Raw genomic sequence first — 17160 nt, 5'->3', positions numbered from 1 at the left:
TCACCAGGGCGTGCCCCGCTCAACCCCGGGGCCGTCCGGTGCCTCCCGGGGTTCCGGTGATCCGAGCGGAGGAGGCCGGGCGCGGAACGGCCGAGACATGACCTTCGGCGGCGGAGTCCCTTGCCACCCGCAGTGGTCTAGACCTAGCGTGTGCTGCTTGCGGCCCGCCCGTTCCGTACAGAGGACCGATGCTGTGATCGACATCGTTGTTGTGCTCCGCGCCGAAGACGCCGTACTCGACTTCCTGTCCGTCCTCACCGACGGTGAGGCCGCCCTCGTCCTCGCCGATCACGGCCGGACCCTCACCTTCCCCGCCGCGCAGGGTCCGGCCGAACGGCTCGCCCGGATCGCGGGCCATGTGCGTCCTGCCGACGACCGGGCCGGGACGTGCGGTCCGGCGTCCCTGGCGGAGCTCGTACGCGAGGTGGCCGGCGACCGCGAGGCACGTGTGTGGACGCACTCGCCGGCCGACAACCGGCGCAGCCGGGGCCGGGTCGGCCGGGACACGGCGGCCGGCTGCGCGGACCGCGATGTGCGGCACGCCGTCGGCTACTCGCCCTGTCTCCAGGTCGTGAGCGACTTCGACCGCTCGCCGGACCGTGAACTGATCGCGGGGAAGCTCGACTTCGTGAACCGGGCGTGCGAGCACCTGCTTACGGCTCCGTCGCCGGAGTACGTCGTCCAGACGCCCCGCATCCCGGCGACCGAGCGCTTCTTCCACGCCGAAGCCGAGGAGCGCGAACGGCTCTTCGCCCTGCTGGCGAGCCTGGACGACGAGGCCGCGTCCATCGCGGATCCCTGGGAGTTCGGCAGCTCCGCCTACGAGAAGGACCGGCTGGACGCCACCGCGGCCTGGGTGCTGGGACATCGGGACGCGACCGGCGAGTCACTGGTCGAAGTGGGCGCGTGCGAGGGCGCGCTGACGCACCGTCTGGTCGCGGCGGGGTGCGCCGTGCACGCCACCGAGCCCAATCCGCTGTTCAGGACACGACTTGAGAAGGCCGTGGGGGGTACGGAGACCGTCCGGGTCTCCGCCGAGGAGCTCGCCGACCTCGCGGAGGAGGGGCATGCGCGCGCCGGAGCCCATCTGCTGATCGAGATGCTCTACTACGGCCAGGATCTCGGCCTGCTGGACCGCCTGCCCACCGATCACCTCTTCGTCGCCCTCGAACCGGACGCCATGGACAGCCGCGTACGGCCCTGGCTCGCGGCGTCGGCGACCTGGCGGGAGGTGGAGAGCGTCCATCTGGTGCCACCGCGCGTCGAAGCGGTCTGCGCGGGCCGCGCCTATCTCATCAAACGCGGCAGCGACGGGCTCCTCCTGCGACGCACCGCCGGCTGAACGCCGTGACGACGCGGACCGATCCCGCCGTTCCGGTCCAGGGTGCCGACGGGGCGGGCAGGGCGGGCGAGGCGACCGGGGCCGACGCGTACGACGTGTGCGTGGGGCTCGGCTACCACTGCGAGACGACGTATCAGCTCCGCCGCATCACGGGAAACGGGTCGGCGCACTTCTTCGACTGGCTCGACCTCGAACTGGAGTCGGTGGTCGAGGCCATCGCCGACGACTTCGCGCACGTACTGCGTCCGGGGCAGGTGGAACCGTTCAGCGACGGGCTCTGCGCCCTCGACCGCGGCTCGGACATCCGCTTCTTCCACGACTTCCGGCCGGCCGACGGGCGGCTGCTCACCCAGGACGACATCGACGGCCAACTCGACTCCGTCAGAGCCAAGTTCACGGCGCTCGCGGAGCGCTGGCGCGCGACTGCCGCATCCCCGGCGCAGGTGCTCTACGTCCATCACGATGCCTTCGACGAGAGCAGCGCGAGGGACCTGAACCGGCTGCGCCAGGTGATCGCCACCGCGCACCCCGGGCAGCGGTTCTCGCTGCTGTGGCTGCGCCGTACACCGCCCGCCGACCCCGCGATCCTCTCCCCGGACATCACCTGGGGGACGGTCGCCGCGAGCCCCGGCCGCTGGGAGGGCGACGACGCCCAGTGGGACAAGCGTTCGGCGCCGTACCGCTGTCGCCCCGCCCCCGGCCGTAATCGCGCCGACTCCCCCGGCACCACCCCTCTTTGGCCCACCCCACACCCGAGGAGACACCCCCCATGACACCCTCAGTCCCCGGCACCGTGATCCTTTCGCCGCACTTCGACGACGCCGTGCTCTCGCTCGCCGGGCTCATCGCCCAACTCCCCGGCCCTGTCACGGTGGTCACGGTGTACGGCGGCGAGCCCACCGCCCACCATCCGGTCTCGTGGTGGGACAGCGTCTGCGGGTTCTCCACCGCGCGGGAGGCATATCGCGCCCGCCGTGCGGAGGACGCGCGGGCCTGTGAACTCCTGGGGGTCGGGAGCGTCGTGCTCGACCACCCCGACGGCCCCTACGGTGACGGCACCGAACTGACGGGGATCGACACCTGTCTGGCCGAACTTGCCTCTGAAACCTCTCTGTTGATCCCCATCGCCACCAATCAGCCGGACCACGAGAAGGTTCGCGACCGGGCGCTGGCGGTCGCCGCGAAGCTCGGCCGGGCGGCCCCGTCGCTCTACGCGGACCTCCCCTACACCGGCCATCTGGACGAATGGGGGACCGCCGGCGTCGATCACGCACTCGGCCGCAGCCACGGGTACGGTCTCGCCTACCAGGACATGACGAGCCGTCATGTCCTGCGCGTCGAGCACGACCTCACGCTGACGGACCATCAGTGGGCCCTGAAGCGTGAGGCGGTGCTGTGTTACGGCTCGCAACTCGCGCCTCTGGCCGCCGATCACGGCATGCTGCTGGCCCGCAAGGGGCCTCTGCACGCCGAGCGCGTCTGGGCGGTGGAACCGGTCGAGCCGGCAGCCGGGAACGGTGGAATCGGCCGGAACGGCGGTGACGCCAAGGGCGGTTGACGTCACCAACCCGGCCGGCGCGTCGATTCCTCGCCCGGCGACCGGGCACCGGTGTCCCTGTTCGCCGTCGTCGTCCAGGCCGGCGGACCGGGCACCGGGTTCACGGGCCCCGTGGCCGTACCCGGCAGGCCCGGCATGTCCGGGCTGCCGGTCCGTCCCGGTCCGGTCGACTCGCGCTTCCTGGCAGGGGTGTCGTTCCACTCGCCCTCCCCGAGGACCAGAAGCGGGTCGAACATGACGACCACACCCGCCAGCACGAGAAAGACCAGCGGTCCCAGCAGCATGGGCAGCATGACCGACGGCAGCGAGTCGCCCGATACCCCGGGGCGCGGCGCGCCGCCGGCGAGGTGCACGCTCATCGCCGCGATCCCCGTGTAGTGCATTCCGGTCACGGCCGCGCCCATGATGAGGCTCGCGACCAGGCTGGGGAAGAACCCCCGGACGGACACCGCCGCCCACAGGGCAGCGGTCGCGGCGACCACGGCGATCACGACGGAGAGCGCCACGATCGTGGTGTCGTAGTGGAATTGCCCCTCCAGTCGCATGCCCGCCATGCCGAGGTAGTGCATCGCGGCCACGCCGAGACCGGTGATGACTCCGGCGGTGATCAGGACGGGCGGGGAGCTGCCCCGGTAGCCCACGACGAAGACGCCGACACTGACGACGAGGACCGCCACGACAAGGCTGGCGACCGTGAGCGGGACGTCGTAGGCGATTGATGTCTGCCGTATCTGCAAGCCCATCATCGCGATGAAGTGCATCGTCCAGATGCCACAGCCGATGGACGCGGCGCCGAGGGACAACCACCCCGGCTTGAAGGACTGTTCCGCCCGCAGTGAGCGGGTGACGCAGCGCAGCCCCAGCGCGCTGCCGAAGCAGGCCATCACGAAAGCCGCGATCGGTGTGATGACCCCGTAGCTGAACCCGTCAATCGTGCCTTGCATGTGCCGTGCTCCCGTCCCTCACATCTGTGGAGATAATGTGTAGGCGCTCACATGGCCGAATTGCAACCCTCATGGCTCAATAAGCAGGAACTCCGCCGCACAAATGCCCCGTAGCGTCTGATAGTTACCCGGTGCCGCCGGAGCGGACGGGCCACGCACGGAGAACGCACGGGGTCTCGGCCGACGGTCGGAATACCGCCCGGACGCGGCGTCCACGATCTTGGTGTGGCCCGCGTCGGCGAGATCGATCAGCATGGAAGAGGAGGGTCAATTGACATCTTGAGTCAGGAGCGGATCATGACGTTGAAGATCGCAATCGTGCTTGGCAGTACCCGTCCGGGCCGTAACGGCGAGGCCGTCGCCAAATGGGCCCAGAAGATCGCCGCTCAGCGCGATGACGCCGAGTTCGAACTCGTCGACATCGCCGATTACAAGCTGCCACATCTGGACGAGGTCGTTCCGCCGGCCATGGGGCAGTACACACAGGACCACCCCCTGGCGTGGGCGGAGAAAGTGGCCTCCTTCGACGGCTATCTCTTCGTCACCCCCGAGTACAACCACTCGACCTCGGGCGCGCTGAAGAACGCGATCGACTTCGTCTACGCGGAGTGGAACAACAAGGCCGCCGGATTCGTCAGTTACGGCAGCGTCGGCGGCACCCGCGCGGTCGAGCATCTGCGCCTGATCATGTCCGAACTACAGGTGGCGACCGTGCGCTCCCAGGTGGCGCTCTCCCTCTACACCGACTTCGTGAGCGTCTCGGAGACGGCGCCGAGGCGCCCCCAACGAGGGCGGTAGTCGTATCCGGTCAGGAAGCGGACACCGTCGGGCGTGGGCACGTAACGCCAGTACCCGCTGCCCTCCGCCAGGAGGGAGAGGGGGGCGGCGAGGCGAACCTCATTACGGAGACTCGGCGCCCGTCCGCCCCGCCGCTCTCCCCCGCGCTGACGCCGGTGCCGGAGACGGTGAGGAAGGGGAGCACCCGGACCGCGTAGCGGAACCGCTGCGGCTCACCGGCCGGGCGCGGCAGCCAGTCGATCTCCGTGAAGCGGAGGTCCCACCGCTGGTGCTGCGCCGGGTCCTGTGTCCGCGCCCAGAGCGTCTCCATGTCCGTACGGACGCGCGTTTCGACGTACAGGCCCATTCCGTCCCCCGGCCGTTGGTCCTCTCGCTGTTGAGCGACTGCTCAACTGAAAGTAGCAGGAGTTTGAGCAGTCGCTCATGAGCGGGATCCGGGGAACACCTCACGCGTCTGCGCCCCGGCGTCTCCGCGCCTGCGCAGGAGGAGCCGGGTGACGAAGGAGGCGACGCCGCTCAGGGCGAGGAGCACGATCAGTGCTTGTGGGCCGTTGCCGGGAAGGACGTAGCCCGACGGAACGGCCAGTACGAACGCGGCCAGGTCGAACCAGAGTTCGTACCGTCCGTGCTCGCTCGCGACCTCCGCGGGAGGCTCGTGCCTGTCGACCACCCACCTGATGACCAGCAGCGTTCCGGCCGCGACAACATTCACCCCGGCGTACACGGCCACGACGATCCCGGCCTGATTCCCGTAGGAGCCGAGGACGTCGGAGACGAACGGCAGTACGGCGATCGTGAGGAGGAGGAACATCGTCAGCCGTACGAGCGCCGGCCGGCCGACGCGGACCGTACGCATCTCTGCGCGGTGCCGCCGCCAGTAGCTCGCGATCGCGTAGAGGCTGATCAGGAACGACAGATAGCGCGGTTCCGGATCGACGAGAGCCTGGCGGATCGCGGCGTCGCCGGGGTTCTTGCCGAGATCGGGCAGCCGGAGGTCGAGGGCGAGCAGCGTCATGGCAATGGCGAACACCCCGTCGCACAGGGTGAACAGGCGACCGACGCCCCGTTCGTCGCGGACCTCTTCGGTCAGGGTCTTCACAGCGGTTCCGGAAGGGACGTGCCCAGGAGGAGAGACGGGAACAGGAACGTGACGAGTGGGCCACGAACGGACTCCCCGATCCACCGGACACGCCCTGGCCGGCGCGTCCGGAGCCCGGACCGATCCCGTGACCCCTCTCGACCCCGCCCCTCCCCCGGTCCCGCCACCCCGTCCGGTCAGTCCCCTTCCGACCGCCGGACGTCCGAGAGCTTGTCCGGGTTGATGACGAGATAGACACCGGACACCTGGTCACCGTCGGGAGTCAGGTCCATCACCATCACCCCGTAAGGGGCGCCACCCTCGTAAACCACCACCGACAGGTCCCCGTTGACGCTCCGGTAACGGATGTCCAGGCCCTCCCTGGGCCGCGCCGCGAAGCCCGCCACCATGCGGGCCACCTTCTCCCGGCCGTGGATCGGCCTCGGCGCGGAGCGGACCCTGCCGCCGCCGTCGGACCACATCGCCACGTCGGGTGCCAGGATCTCCATCAGCGTCCCGACGTCGCCGCCCAGCGCCGCCGCGACGAACCGCTCGGTCACCTGCCGCTGGACACGCGGGCGGGTCTGGAAGCGCGGGCGGCGGGCGAGGACGTGTTCGCGGGCGCGGTGCGCGAGCTGCCGTACGGCCGACGGACTGCGGTCGAGGATTCCGGCGATCTCGGTGTGCGCGTAGCCGAAGACCTCGTGGAGGACGAACACCGCGCGTTCGAGGGGCGTGAGGGTCTCCAGGACGACCAGCAGCGCCATCGACACGGACTCGGTGCGCAGCGCCCGGTCGGCGGCGTCCGACGCGTCGTCGGCCGCTCGTGCGGGTCCGACGGCCGCATCGGACCGGGCGGTGTCGGTGCCGCCGGTGACCAGGGGTTCGGGCAGCCACTGCCCGATGTACGTCTCGCGGCGGCGGGCGGCGCCGGCCTGTCCGGCGAGCGCGTGGTTCACCGCGATGCGCACCAGATAGGCGCGCGGATGGTCGATGTCCGCCGTCGGCGAGCGCCCGACCCTGCCCGCCCAGGAGAGCCAGGTCTCCTGGAGTACGTCCTCGGTGTCCGCGACGCTGCCGAGCATGTTGTAGACGACGGAGAACAGCAGATCGCGGTGGTCGACGAAGACCCGCGTCGCCGTGTCGGCCGCCTGCTCCCGCGAGCTGCCGGCTTCGGTCCCGGGCTCGGACATGTCGTGCCTCCTGTAGCTTGCCCCCTCTTCAAGAAGGCGCCGTACCACCTGGAGTCTGACATCCGGCCCGCGGAGCGCGGTCCGCCGTAAGGATGCCTTCGGCGGCAGGAAGTGGTTCCTGCCGCCGAAGGGTCGCGCGGGGTCAGGCCAGGAGGTGCTTCCAGTCGGTCGCGGTGAGTACGCCGGTGGAGTGGGCCCGGTCCGCGCCGGCGCGGTGCAGGGTGGTCACCGCCTTCTCGACGTCGGCGTTCTCGCCCGCCCTGACCTTCGGGGTGATCAGGGGCCAGATGTCGGAGCCGAGATATCCGGTCTCGTCCGTACGGCTGCGGGCCATGGCCGCGCAGGTGTGCTTCTCGACGTTGTGCACGTCGGCGAGTTTGACCACCGCGCGTTTGGTGGCCGCACCGAAGACACCGTCCACGGGCACGTCTTCGAAGCCGCGGGCGCGCAGCAGGTACTGCGCGGCACGCACCTGAGGACCGGCGGCTCCCGGCCGCAGCAGCGGCCAGACGGAGGGCCGGTCGGCCGGCGCCACGCCCAGGGCGCCGGCGACCGCGTCGCGCAGCTCCTGGAGCCTGCCGTAGAGCACACCGCCGGGGCACTCGGTGGAGTTGAAGTCACGGTGGCCCATGATGTCGGTGACCGGGCGCCCGTACTGGGTGGCGATCCAGGCGACGAGCTGGACGAGCGAGCCCCAGAGCGCGGCGGGTACGTCGACCTCCGTATAGAGGCCCTCGTTCTCGATGCCGATGACCTCGCTGTTGCGGCCGCCGACGTTCGCGCCCTGCACGTGCTGCGTGCCACCGCGTACGACGTCGAGGCTCTGGTGCCGGCCTTCGAGGATGAATCCGCCGCGCGAGTTGGTGAACTGCTGACCGGAGTCACCCCAACCCTGACCGTCCATGTGGAAGTTCTGGATCGACCGGCAGATCTCCATCGCGTGCTCCAGCGAGTAGTCCTCGCTGTTGCCGGGCTCCGCGGTGTGGTGCACGACGATGTAGGTCGGCACCCGGTCGAGCACGACGATCTGCTGGTTCGGGGGCCGCGCGCCCCATTCGGCGGTGCTGTAGATACGCGGCTCCGCGGTGGCGAGCGGTGAACGGGCCGCCGGGCGGCGGACGGGGGCGGCGTTCGCCGGTCCGGTCGCGGCGAGTCCCAGCGCCCCGACGGCCGTGGCGGTGAGACCGCCTCTGAGCACCGTACGACGGCCGGGTCCTGAATTGGCAACCATGTCGATCTCCTTGGGAAGTGGGGGGAACGATCTCCCGGATTCAACGACAACAGGCAAGCCGCGCAGCGGGGTTGGCCACTCCGGTGGGGCGGAGTCGTGGCGCGCCACGATGCACGACGCGTCAAGACAAGCAATTCCGCCATGTCCTCGACAACCCTGTCGGGCAACCAATTTGACGCTCTTTCGGCCGACTGAAACTACGCGCGTTCACGAATCACCCGCGGGCCGACCAATCGCCCTCGACCGCCTTTGCTCGCACCAATGACGGAAGCCGGAGAAGAGTCGGCAGCCGACCGGAATCCACCCCTCCACATACCCCTTCCGCTTACGACGTCTGACGCCTTCTTAGGCAGAACGGGGGAAATCCCGGGATCTGTCCCTGATCGCGTATCTCGTGGCGGTCGGATCACACGATGATCGCGTTTCATGGCGCAGAGAAACGCGGCGGACGAGGACGAACCGCCTGCCCACGCCCACGAAAGGTTCGACATGCGTCTCCTCCCCCGCGCTCTCCACGGTGCCAGAGGTGCTCTGACCCTCACCTCGCTCTGCACCTGCCTGCTCCTGACCGGATGCGCGCAGCAGGCGCCGGGCGACGGACGGCGGGCGGAGAGCAGGGCGGAGCCGGCCGGAGCGGAAGAGGGCCGGATCGCGCAGAGCAACCGGATCGCGGAGAGCAAGTCGGCCGAGGGCAAGCCGACACAGGGGCACCCGGCGCGGGGTGAGACACGGTACGGACGGCCCGAACGCCGTCAGGACCCGCTGAACAGGGCGGCGGCCCGTGGGGTCGCCGGCGCACCGGTGGAGGCGTCGCCGATCCGCGAGATCCCGGGCCTCGGCCCGGTCACCCGCGCCGATATTCCCCTCTCCGCCCGCCAGGCCCTCGTCGTCACGGGCGAGGGCCGGAACTCACCGCGGTCCGGAGTCGCTCTGTACGAGCGGGACGCGGACACCGGCTGGCAACCCGTCACCAACCGCTGGCCCGCGCACAACGCGCTGCGCGGCTGGACCCGGAACCACCGGGCCTCCGACCTGAGGTCGCCGATCGGTGTCTTCACACTCGGCGACGCCGGTGGCCGGCTGCCCGACCCCGGGTCCCGGCTCCCCTACGACGAGGACAGCGACTTCGAGGCGACCGGAACCGGATTTCTGGGCGAGCCGCTGGAGGGTTCCTTCGACTACGTCGTGGCCATCGACTACAACCGCACGCCCGGAACCACGCCGTTGGACAAGGAGCGCCCTCTCGGCCTCGGCAAGGGCGGTGGCGTCTGGATCCATGTCGACCACAGGGGTCCCACCCAGGCGTGCGTCTCGCTGTCGAGAACGCACATGGTCGAACTCCTGCGCCTGCTGGACCCGGCGAAGCGGCCGGTGATCGTGATGGGGGACGCCCAGGCGTTGCGCGACTGACACCGCCGATGGGGCCTTGCCGACGGGGGCGCGATGGCGACAGGGTGTGGGACAACACCGGCAAGCACTCCCCCCACGAGTCATCCGAGGTGCCCGGCATGACATACGACCGCACAGGAACGCCCTCAGGCAAGGATTCGGCCCCGGGCGCGGGAGCGCCCGCGACAGCCGCCGGGCCGGCCGGCGGCCCGAGCCGCCGCCAGGTCATCGGCATAGTGGCCGCCGCCGTCGCGACGGTCGCGGTACCCGCCACGGCGGCGGCGACGTCCGCGACGACCCGGACCGCGCCGACCACCGCTTCCGCGGCCGGAGTCACGGCGCGCTCCCGGCGACTACGCGCGACGGGAACGCTGTTCATCGGCACGTACACCTCCAGCGGCGGTACGGGCATCGGGCTCGCCTCGTACGACACGGGCACCGGCGGCATCACCGACACCGGCACGCTCCAGGGTGTCGGCGACCCCTCGTATCTCGCCGTGCACCCCGACGGCGGCACCCTGTACGCGGTCAACGAGCGCCAGGACGGCGGCGTCACCGCGATCGCGCTGGGCGAGAACGGCGACCACACGGTCCTCGGTACACGAGGCACCGGCGGCTCGTCGCCCTGCCACCTGTCGGTCCATCCCGGCGGGCGGTGGCTGCTCAGCGCGAACTACGGCTCCGGCAACGTGGCCGTGCACCCCATCGAGGCGTCGGGCGCACTGGGCGAGCGCACCGACCTGGTCACCCATACCGAACCGGCTCCGGGCCCCGGCCAGAACGGCCCGCACGCGCACCAGATCGTCACCAGCCCGGACGGCGCCCATGTGCTGGCCGTCGACCTCGGCACCGACAGCGTCTACACCTACCGTCTCGACGACACGGCGGGCACGCTCACCCGGGTCTCGTACGCGAGGCTGCCCGCGGGAGCCGGGCCGAGGCATCTCGTCTTCCATCCCTCGGGCCGATTCGCCTATCTGGCCAACGAGTTGAACAACACGATCGCCGTCTGCCCGTACGACCCCGGCACCGGGGCCCTCACCCCCGGCGAACCGCTGCCCACCGGCGCCGGCGGCGCGGGCGACAGCTTCCCCTCCCAGCCCGTGATCACGGGCGACGGCGCATTCGTCTTCCTCGCCAACCGGGGGCACAACAGCCTGTCCCGCTTCGCCGTCGAGGACAACGGCGCGGGTCTGCGGCTGCTGGACACGGTGCCCGTCGGGGGTGACCACCCGAGGCAGCTCGCCCTCTCGCCCGACGGGAATCTGCTGTTCGCCGCGAACCAGCGGTCGAACGCCGTCTCCGTCTTCCATGTCGACCAGGACAGTGGCGAACTGGCGGCGACGGGCGACCCGTTCGCGTCCCCGGTCGCCGTCTGCGTCCTTCCGCTCTGAGGGCTCTGCGGGCTCTGCGGGCTCTGCGGGCTTCGGTCGCTCGGAGCGCCGTGAGCACTCCGAGCGACCGAAGACGCGGGTTCGCCGGGCCGGACGGTCAGTCCGGGCGGCCCGGCAGGCCCGGTCGTATCCGTACGACCGCCGTGCCGCCGTCCAGATCCACCGTCGTCCGGTTCGGCGGAGCCCCGTCCTCCTCGTCGTCCCGCATCAGCAGGGCCGACCTGCGCTCCTTCAACTCGCTCCGCTTGCCGGGCGAGAGGCTCGCGTGCAGCATCCCGAAGCCGGTCGTCGAGACCTGGCCCTGCCGGGCGACATTCCGCCACGGCAGGATGCCGGCCCGGCCGGCGCGCAGCAGGTGCTGATCGACGAAGGCCAGCGCGGTCAGCAGGATGACCGGACCGGGCAGGGTCATGAAGACGGCGAATTCCATGCGTCAGTATCGCCCGCGCCTCGCGGGGGCGTCATGTGCATACGGCGCGGAGGTCCCGGTGCAGCGCCGGGTAGTCGGTGTAGCCCTCGGCGCCGTGTGTGTAAAGGTGCCGCTCGTCGACGGCGTTGAGCGGGGCGCCGGAGGCGAAGCGTTCGGGGAGGTCGGGGTTGGCGATGAAGGACCTGCCGTACGAGACGAGGTCGGCGAGCCCTGCGGCGAGCACCGCCTCGCCCGCCTCACGCGTCGTGGGGTCGTGGTTCTCACCGACGTTCGCGACGAGCGGGCCGTGCCAGCGGGGCCGCAGGTCGGTGAGGGCCGGGTATCTGTCGTTGTCGGTGAGGTGGAGGTAGAGCAGACCGAGGGGGTCGACGGAGTCAAGGAGCGCGTGGTACACGGGCGCCGGGTCGGCCTCGGCCATGCCGAACTGGGGGTTGCCCGGGGAGAGCCGCAGCCCCGTCCGCCCGGCTCCGATCGTGGCGGCGACCGCCGTGACCAGTTCGACGGGGAAGCGGATCCGGCCCTCGGTCGTACCGCCGTACTCGTCCGTGCGGAGATTGGTGTTGTCGGCGAGGAACTGGTGGATCAAGTAGCTGTTGGCACCGTGCAGTTCGACCCCGTCGAAGCCCGCCGCCATGGCGTTCGCCGCCGCCTCGGCGTGGTCGTCGACGGCCCGCCGGATGTCGTCGCGGGTCATCTCGCGCGGCGGGAGGGGGTCGGCCTTGCCGCCGTCGCGTACGTGTACGGGGCCGGGCACCCGTACGGCGGACGGGCCGCGCGGCACGTCCCCGTCGATCCGGGACAGCGGGTGTCCGTGCCGCCCGCCGTGCATGAGCTGGGCCATGATGCGGCCCCCGGCGGCGTGCACCGCGTCGGTGACCGCGCGCCAGCCCTCGATGTGCGCGGCGGTCTCCAGGCCGGGGAGCCGCCAGCCGCTCTGGCCCCGGCTGCTGGGCCAGATGCCCTCGGTGACGATGAGGCCGGCGCCGGCGCGCTGCGCGTAGTGCTCGGCGACGACCGGCAGCGGGGCGCCGTCCACGGCCGCGCGGTAGCGGGTCATGGGGGCCATCACCATGCGGTTGGGGAGATGGAGGGGGCCGAGGGAATACGGGGCGAGCAGCGTCGTTTTCGTCATGGCGGGACGGTAGGACCTCACACTGGTGTCAGGTTCAATCCCGCCACCGTCACCGCGACGGTGCGGACCCCCGGGGAGGACGCGTGAAGATCGGCGAACTGGCGAGACGTACCGCCGTCAGCGAACGCTCGCTGCGCTACTACGAGGAACAGGGACTGCTCGCGTCGGAGCGCACGCCCTCGGGCCACCGCACCTATCCGGAGCGGGCGGTCGACCGGGTGATCCGTATCCAGGAGCTGTTCGCCGCCGGGCTGTGCAGCGGGAAGATCGCCGAACTGCTGCCGTGCATGCGGGACGAGGACGGGGGCCCGTCGGAGGCCGCGACGCCGTGGCTCGTGGCCGACCTGACGCGGCAGCGGGCCAGGATCGACCAGCAGATCGCCGAACTCATGCGTACGCGCGAGGTGCTGGACGACGTCATCACGGCGGCGGCCGGTTCGTCCTCGACAGCCGGCCGGCCCCCGGCCCGGAGCGGGACCCCTGCTCCCCGGGCCGTGTCCGGAATGTAGCGCCGTCCGCCCACGGGGGCGGGGCCCGGGGCGGCCGGCGCGGTGCACCGCAAGGCGGAGGACCGTGCTCGTACCGAGCCGTACTCGGCCGACTCCGACAACGCAGGGCGCGCCTCCCCCGTGCCCCTCTCGGAGGGCTACGGGGGGGAGAGGGGCCGTGCCGGGCGCCGCGGGCCGGGCGGGACTTTCCGGACAGGTCCCAGAACCTGTCTTCGAACTGGCGTCGTCCGCCCGCAGGGCGGGGCCCGCGGCGTCCGGTGCGTGCGATCGCAGGACGGAGGACCGCTCTCGTACTGGACGCACTTGGGCGAGTCCGACAACGCGGCGGGCGTGCGTGCCAGGCGTCGTGAGCCAGACGCCAGTTCGAAGACAGGACCTACGGGGTGCGCCTCGGCCTCGGCCGGCGCGGCCGGTTCAGGCCGCGCAGCCACTGTCTGAACGCCGTGTACCGCGGATACTGTTCGCGCTGTTCACGGGTGGCTCTGTCCAGCTCCTCCATCAGCCGCTTGGAGCGGTGGTCGGTGTCGAGTTCGTCGAGCAGCCTGTCGATCTCGGACAGCAGCGCGCCGTGCAGCTGCCACTGCCTCGGGTGCCGCTGCACGCCCTCCAGCAGCAGATGCGCCACCCGATCGCGGCTCGCCGCGGCGGCGCTCAGATCGCCCGCGAGTCGGTCCTCCGCCGCCTCGGCGGACTCGCTCGTCTGTGTGGTGACCAGTACGGCGAAACTGACGAGCGCGTCGGCGACCTGCGACAGCAGCTCCTCCAGGGCGGATCCCTCCTCGGGCGTGAAGAGGTTCTCCTCCTGACGCTCCTTGGCGAGGTCCGTGATGGTGCGGGTGAGCACACGCAGCACGACCGCGCAGATCTCCAGCGTGTCGAGGCCGGTACGGAGCACGACCCGGTGCAGGAGTCCCTCCTTGACGCGCGGGTTGAGCCGCAGGCTGTCCTCGGCCTGGCGCAGCGCCGCGTCCACCTCGGCGATACCGTGGTCGAGCCGCCGTGCCTCCGACAGCCGGGCCGCGGCTCGTTCGACCGGGGTGGGCGTGGTCAGCTCCTCGCCGACGTCGCGCATCAGCCGGCGCATCTGGCGGGCGAGGTCCTCGATGGACTCCCCGGCGGCGGAGACCCAGACCGGCGGCACGAACAGCACGTTGAACAGCAGCCCCACCACCGCGCCGATCAAGGTCTCAAGGACGCGGTCCCAGGCGGTGTTCGCCGCGTGGGTCACGCCGAGGACGAGCATGGCGCTGATCGCGACCTCGGGAACGAACTCGTCGACCCGCACGAGCCTGCCGGCCAGGAGGGAGGCCAGGATGATGAGCCCCAGGCTCCACCACGACAGCCCCACGAGCACACTGAACGCGATGGCGATCAGTACGCCGGCGACGACGGCGTTCACCCGGCGGAAGCTGGTGGTGAGGGTGGAGTAGAGCGTCACCTGCACCACGAGCAGCGCGGTGAGCGGCGCCGTCAGCGGCGCGGGTTCCGTGCTGAGCCAGAGCGCGACGATGTAGGCGAGCGTCGCGGCCACCGCCGAGCGCACCGTCTGCGTGATGGTCACGTCCTTCCGCAGGTCCACCACTGCCGTCAACGCCCCGCGCCCGGAGCCGTCCTTGTCGTCGTCGCCCGCGCCCCGCAGTCTCATGAGCAGCACCCTGCCCACAGACCCCGCGCGCAGTGCGTACGACACGCGGCACCGCGCTGTGCAGGCCACCGGTGGCCAGGCCGTGCCCGGCGCGCCGTTCCCGTCAGGACATGGACCCGGCGGTACCGCGCGAGCTGCGCCGCAGGCGCGCTCACCCCCTGTTACTGTCCGCGCGGGATCGAGCGTCGGCGAGAGAAGAGAGAGCAGCATGCGGATCGCAGTCGCCGGAGCGACCGGGAACATCGGGGCGCTCACCGTGGCCGCGCTCGAACGGGGCGGCCACGACGTCGTACGCGTCAGCCGGTCCCTGGGCGTGGACCTGTCGACGGGTGAGGGGCTCGACAACGCGCTGACCGGGGTCGACGCGGTCGTGGACGTCACGAACAGCACCGCGGCGGACCGGGCCGGGACGGTCGCGTACTTCCACGCCGCCACCGGGAACCTGCTCGCCGCCGGGCATCGGGCCGGGGTCCGGCACCATGTGCTGCTCTCGATCGCCGGCGTCGATCGCGTCGAAGGCAACGCCCACTACGCGGGCAAGCGGGAGCAGGAACGTCTCGTGTCCGCCGGACCGGTGCCGTGGACGATCGTCCCGGCCGCACAGTTCCACGACTTCGCCGCGATGGTGGCGAGTTGGACCGAGCGGGACGGTGTCGCCACGGTCGCTCCCCTGCTCGTACAGCCGATCGCGCCCGCCGACGTGGCCGACGTCCTCGCCGAGATCGTGACGGGCGAGCCACGGGGGCGGTACGTGGACGTCGCCGGACCCGGGCCGCAGGACCTGGTGGACATGGCACGGCGCACCAACGAGGCACGCGGTCACACGGTGAAGCTGGTGCCGAGTTGGTCGGCCGTCTTCGGGCCGGAGATGGCGGGCAATGTCCTGCTGCCGGGCGAGAACGCCCGTATCGCGCCGACCACCTTCGAGGAGTGGCTGGAGAGGCAGCGCTAGGTCCTGTCCTCGAACTGGCGTCGTCCGCCCGCAGGGCGTGGCCCGCGGCGTCCGGTGCGCGCGATCGCAAGACGGAGGATCGCATCCGTACCCGGTGTACTCGGGCGAGTCCGGCAACGCGGCGGACGTCCGTGCCGGACGCCGTGAGCCGGACGCCAGTTTCGAAGACAGGACCTGGAGCGGGCACGGCAGGGGAGGTTCACCGCTCCGAGAGCGTGAGGTGCTCCGGGTCCGCGTCCGGACCGTCCGGGCCGGGCTTCGGGGGCGCGGGTGGTGGGGTGAACCGGGCTTGTGGCGACCGGTCCTTGCCGCGCCGGCGGTCCATCTCCCGCCACTCCGGGCGCAGTCCGGTGAGGTTCGTCGTGAGGAAGTACGCCGCCGCGCCCGCCAGCAGCACCGGCGCCAGGCCGAACGAGGCCACCGCCGCGCCGCCGATCAGCCCGCCGAGCGGGATTCCGGACCAGGAGAGCGATCCGCTGAGGGCCTTGACCCGGCCGAGCAGAGGGCGGGGTACGCGTTCGTAACTGACCGCGGCCAGAATGGGGTTGAGGAACCCGGCGCCGAAGCCGCCCACCGCGAACACGGCCACCACGGCCCACAGGGGTGCCGGCGAGGCGAGGACCAGCCAGCGGGGCGCGCCGGCCAGGAGGAATCCGCCGAAGAACACCAGCCGTCGGCGCGTCCGGTGCGCGACGGCCGCCGCGATCAGGCTGCCGCCGATCGCCGCGAGGCCGCCCGCGCTCGCGCACAGGCCGATGGCGCTCGGTCCGTTGCCGGACTCCTTGGCCCAGACGGGGAGGAGCACGGAGCTGAACGCCGCGTCAAGGAGGTTGGTGATCGCGACCATGATGATGATCGCGAGGAGCAGCGGTTCACCGCGCAGGAAGGTGAAGCCCTGGCCGAACCGCCGCCAGTAGCCCGGTTCGGCGGACGGATCACCGTGGTCCCGGGGTGACGGGACATGCTCGGCCGGCCGGCCCATGCCCCGTGGCAGCACCAGCGCGATGATCACCGAACCGAGCGCGAAACAGGCCGCGTTGACGCTCAGCCCCGCCAGCGGGCCGAGAAGCGCGATCAGGGCGCCGCCCGCCGCCGGTCCGACGGTGGAGGCGAGCCGTTCGGTCACACCGGCGAAGGCTGCGGCCCGCTCCAGGGGGATCCGCCCGTGGTCGGCCGCCTCCGGGACCATGACGTCCTTGGCCAGGTCGCCCGGCCCGCGCGCCGCGCCGATCAGCGCGACGAGCACCAGCAGCAGGGGGAACGAGAGCCGGTCCGCGCCGTGCAGGACGGGGACCGCCAGGGCGGCGACGGCGCTGATCAGGTCGGTCGTCCAGGAGATGGTCCGTGGTCCGGCCCGGTCCACGAGCGGCCCGGTGAACGCCTTCACCACCACGTAGGGCGCCATCTCGCAGAAGGCCACGAGCCCGGTCCGGGTCGCGCTGCCGGTGGTGACGAGTACGAACCAGGGCAGGGCGATGGCCGAGACCCGCGTACCGGTCAGCGACACCGCCATCGCGGTGAGCAGACCGACGAGCGGCAGCGGCGTACGCGGCCCTGATGTGGCG

General features: G+C 71.3%; 16 protein-coding genes and 1 pseudogene. 8 read left to right on the top strand and 9 right to left on the bottom strand.

Annotated elements, in window-relative coordinates:
• The first annotated feature begins 193 nt into the window (after nucleotides 1-193).
• From SSPS47_RS34230 to SSPS47_RS34220, 3 genes are all read left to right on the top strand, one after another.
• Nucleotides 194-1342 carry an SAM-dependent methyltransferase gene (locus SSPS47_RS34230; RefSeq protein ID WP_164254269.1) on the top strand — a complete coding sequence of 383 codons (1149 nt, stop codon included), beginning with the start codon at nucleotides 194-196 and terminating at the stop codon, nucleotides 1340-1342.
• 95 nt (nucleotides 1343-1437) lie between these two features.
• Nucleotides 1438-2115: a DUF1796 family putative cysteine peptidase gene (locus SSPS47_RS34225; RefSeq protein WP_239065371.1), complete on the top strand. Its 678-nt coding sequence runs from the start codon at nucleotides 1438-1440 to the stop codon at nucleotides 2113-2115.
• Nucleotides 2112-2900, top strand: coding sequence for a PIG-L family deacetylase (locus tag SSPS47_RS34220; RefSeq protein WP_164254267.1), 789 nt, complete (start codon nucleotides 2112-2114; stop codon nucleotides 2898-2900). The genes SSPS47_RS34225 and SSPS47_RS34220 overlap by 4 nt, the downstream gene beginning before the upstream one ends.
• A gap of 2 nt (nucleotides 2901-2902) precedes the next feature.
• On the opposite strand, the gene SSPS47_RS34215 is transcribed toward SSPS47_RS34220, so the two are convergent.
• On the bottom strand, nucleotides 2903-3844 hold the full coding sequence (locus SSPS47_RS34215; protein ID WP_164254266.1) for an MHYT domain-containing protein: 942 nt from the start codon (nucleotides 3842-3844) through the stop codon (nucleotides 2903-2905).
• Between the two features lie 297 nt (nucleotides 3845-4141).
• Between SSPS47_RS34215 and SSPS47_RS34210 the strand changes: the two genes are divergently transcribed.
• A complete protein-coding gene (locus SSPS47_RS34210; protein WP_164254265.1) occupies nucleotides 4142-4642 on the top strand; it encodes an NAD(P)H-dependent oxidoreductase in 501 nt (166 codons plus the stop codon).
• On the opposite strand, the pseudogene SSPS47_RS34205 reads toward SSPS47_RS34210, so the two are convergent.
• From SSPS47_RS34205 to SSPS47_RS34190, 4 genes and pseudogenes are all read right to left on the bottom strand, one after another.
• Nucleotides 4597-4988: pseudogene (locus tag SSPS47_RS34205) on the bottom strand (hypothetical protein); the annotation flags it as partial. The gene SSPS47_RS34210 and the pseudogene SSPS47_RS34205 sit on opposite strands and share 46 nt — an antisense overlap.
• A 75-nt stretch (nucleotides 4989-5063) precedes the next feature.
• A complete protein-coding gene (locus SSPS47_RS34200) occupies nucleotides 5064-5741 on the bottom strand; it encodes a TMEM175 family protein (RefSeq protein WP_164254264.1) in 678 nt (225 codons plus the stop codon).
• A 176-nt stretch (nucleotides 5742-5917) separates the two neighbouring features.
• Nucleotides 5918-6913 (bottom strand): RNA polymerase sigma factor SigJ, encoded by a 996-nt coding sequence (gene sigJ / locus SSPS47_RS34195; RefSeq protein WP_164254263.1) that lies wholly within the window; start codon nucleotides 6911-6913, stop codon nucleotides 5918-5920.
• Between the two features lie 142 nt (nucleotides 6914-7055).
• Complete coding sequence (locus SSPS47_RS34190) at nucleotides 7056-8144, bottom strand: N-acetylmuramoyl-L-alanine amidase (RefSeq protein ID WP_164254262.1); 1089 nt, start codon at nucleotides 8142-8144, stop codon at nucleotides 7056-7058.
• Nucleotides 8145-8633: 489 nt separating this feature from the next.
• Here SSPS47_RS34190 and SSPS47_RS34185 point away from each other — a divergent pair, with 489 nt between their 5' ends.
• Both SSPS47_RS34185 and SSPS47_RS34180 read left to right on the top strand, forming a co-directional pair.
• Entirely contained in the window at nucleotides 8634-9554 is a 921-nt protein-coding gene (locus tag SSPS47_RS34185; protein ID WP_164255295.1) for a hypothetical protein, read from the top strand.
• 98 nt (nucleotides 9555-9652) lie between these two features.
• Nucleotides 9653-10927 (top strand): lactonase family protein, encoded by a 1275-nt coding sequence (locus SSPS47_RS34180; protein WP_164254261.1) that lies wholly within the window; start codon nucleotides 9653-9655, stop codon nucleotides 10925-10927.
• 97 nt (nucleotides 10928-11024) lie between these two features.
• On the opposite strand, the gene SSPS47_RS34175 is transcribed toward SSPS47_RS34180, so the two are convergent.
• Both SSPS47_RS34175 and SSPS47_RS34170 read right to left on the bottom strand, forming a co-directional pair.
• The gene (locus SSPS47_RS34175; protein WP_164254260.1) at nucleotides 11025-11357 is read right to left on the bottom strand and encodes a DUF6191 domain-containing protein; all 333 of its coding nucleotides are present in this window, start codon (nucleotides 11355-11357) and stop codon (nucleotides 11025-11027) included.
• A gap of 31 nt (nucleotides 11358-11388) precedes the next feature.
• Nucleotides 11389-12489, bottom strand: a complete 1101-nt coding sequence (locus SSPS47_RS34170; protein ID WP_164254259.1) for an alkene reductase — start codon at nucleotides 12487-12489, stop codon at nucleotides 11389-11391.
• Between the two features lie 83 nt (nucleotides 12490-12572).
• On the opposite strand from SSPS47_RS34170, the gene SSPS47_RS34165 reads away from it, so the two are divergent.
• Complete coding sequence (locus tag SSPS47_RS34165) at nucleotides 12573-12998, top strand: MerR family transcriptional regulator (RefSeq protein WP_164254258.1); 426 nt, start codon at nucleotides 12573-12575, stop codon at nucleotides 12996-12998.
• Between the two features lie 376 nt (nucleotides 12999-13374).
• On the opposite strand, the gene SSPS47_RS34160 is transcribed toward SSPS47_RS34165, so the two are convergent.
• Entirely contained in the window at nucleotides 13375-14643 is a 1269-nt protein-coding gene (locus tag SSPS47_RS34160) for an aromatic acid exporter family protein (protein ID WP_164254257.1), read from the bottom strand.
• A gap of 208 nt (nucleotides 14644-14851) precedes the next feature.
• Here SSPS47_RS34160 and SSPS47_RS34155 point away from each other — a divergent pair, with 208 nt between their 5' ends.
• Nucleotides 14852-15595 (top strand): NAD(P)H-binding protein, encoded by a 744-nt coding sequence (locus tag SSPS47_RS34155; protein WP_164254256.1) that lies wholly within the window; start codon nucleotides 14852-14854, stop codon nucleotides 15593-15595.
• Between the two features lie 199 nt (nucleotides 15596-15794).
• Here the strand turns inward: SSPS47_RS34155 and SSPS47_RS34150 are convergent, their stop codons facing one another.
• Entirely contained in the window at nucleotides 15795-17135 is a 1341-nt protein-coding gene (locus tag SSPS47_RS34150; RefSeq protein WP_239065370.1) for an MFS transporter, read from the bottom strand.
• Between the last annotated feature and the right edge of the window lie 25 nt (nucleotides 17136-17160).

This window comes from Streptomyces sp. S4.7 (assembly GCF_010384365.1).
Taxonomy (GTDB): Bacteria; Actinomycetota; Actinomycetes; order Streptomycetales; family Streptomycetaceae; genus Streptomyces.
This window is presented reverse-complemented; position numbering and strand designations above follow the sequence as displayed.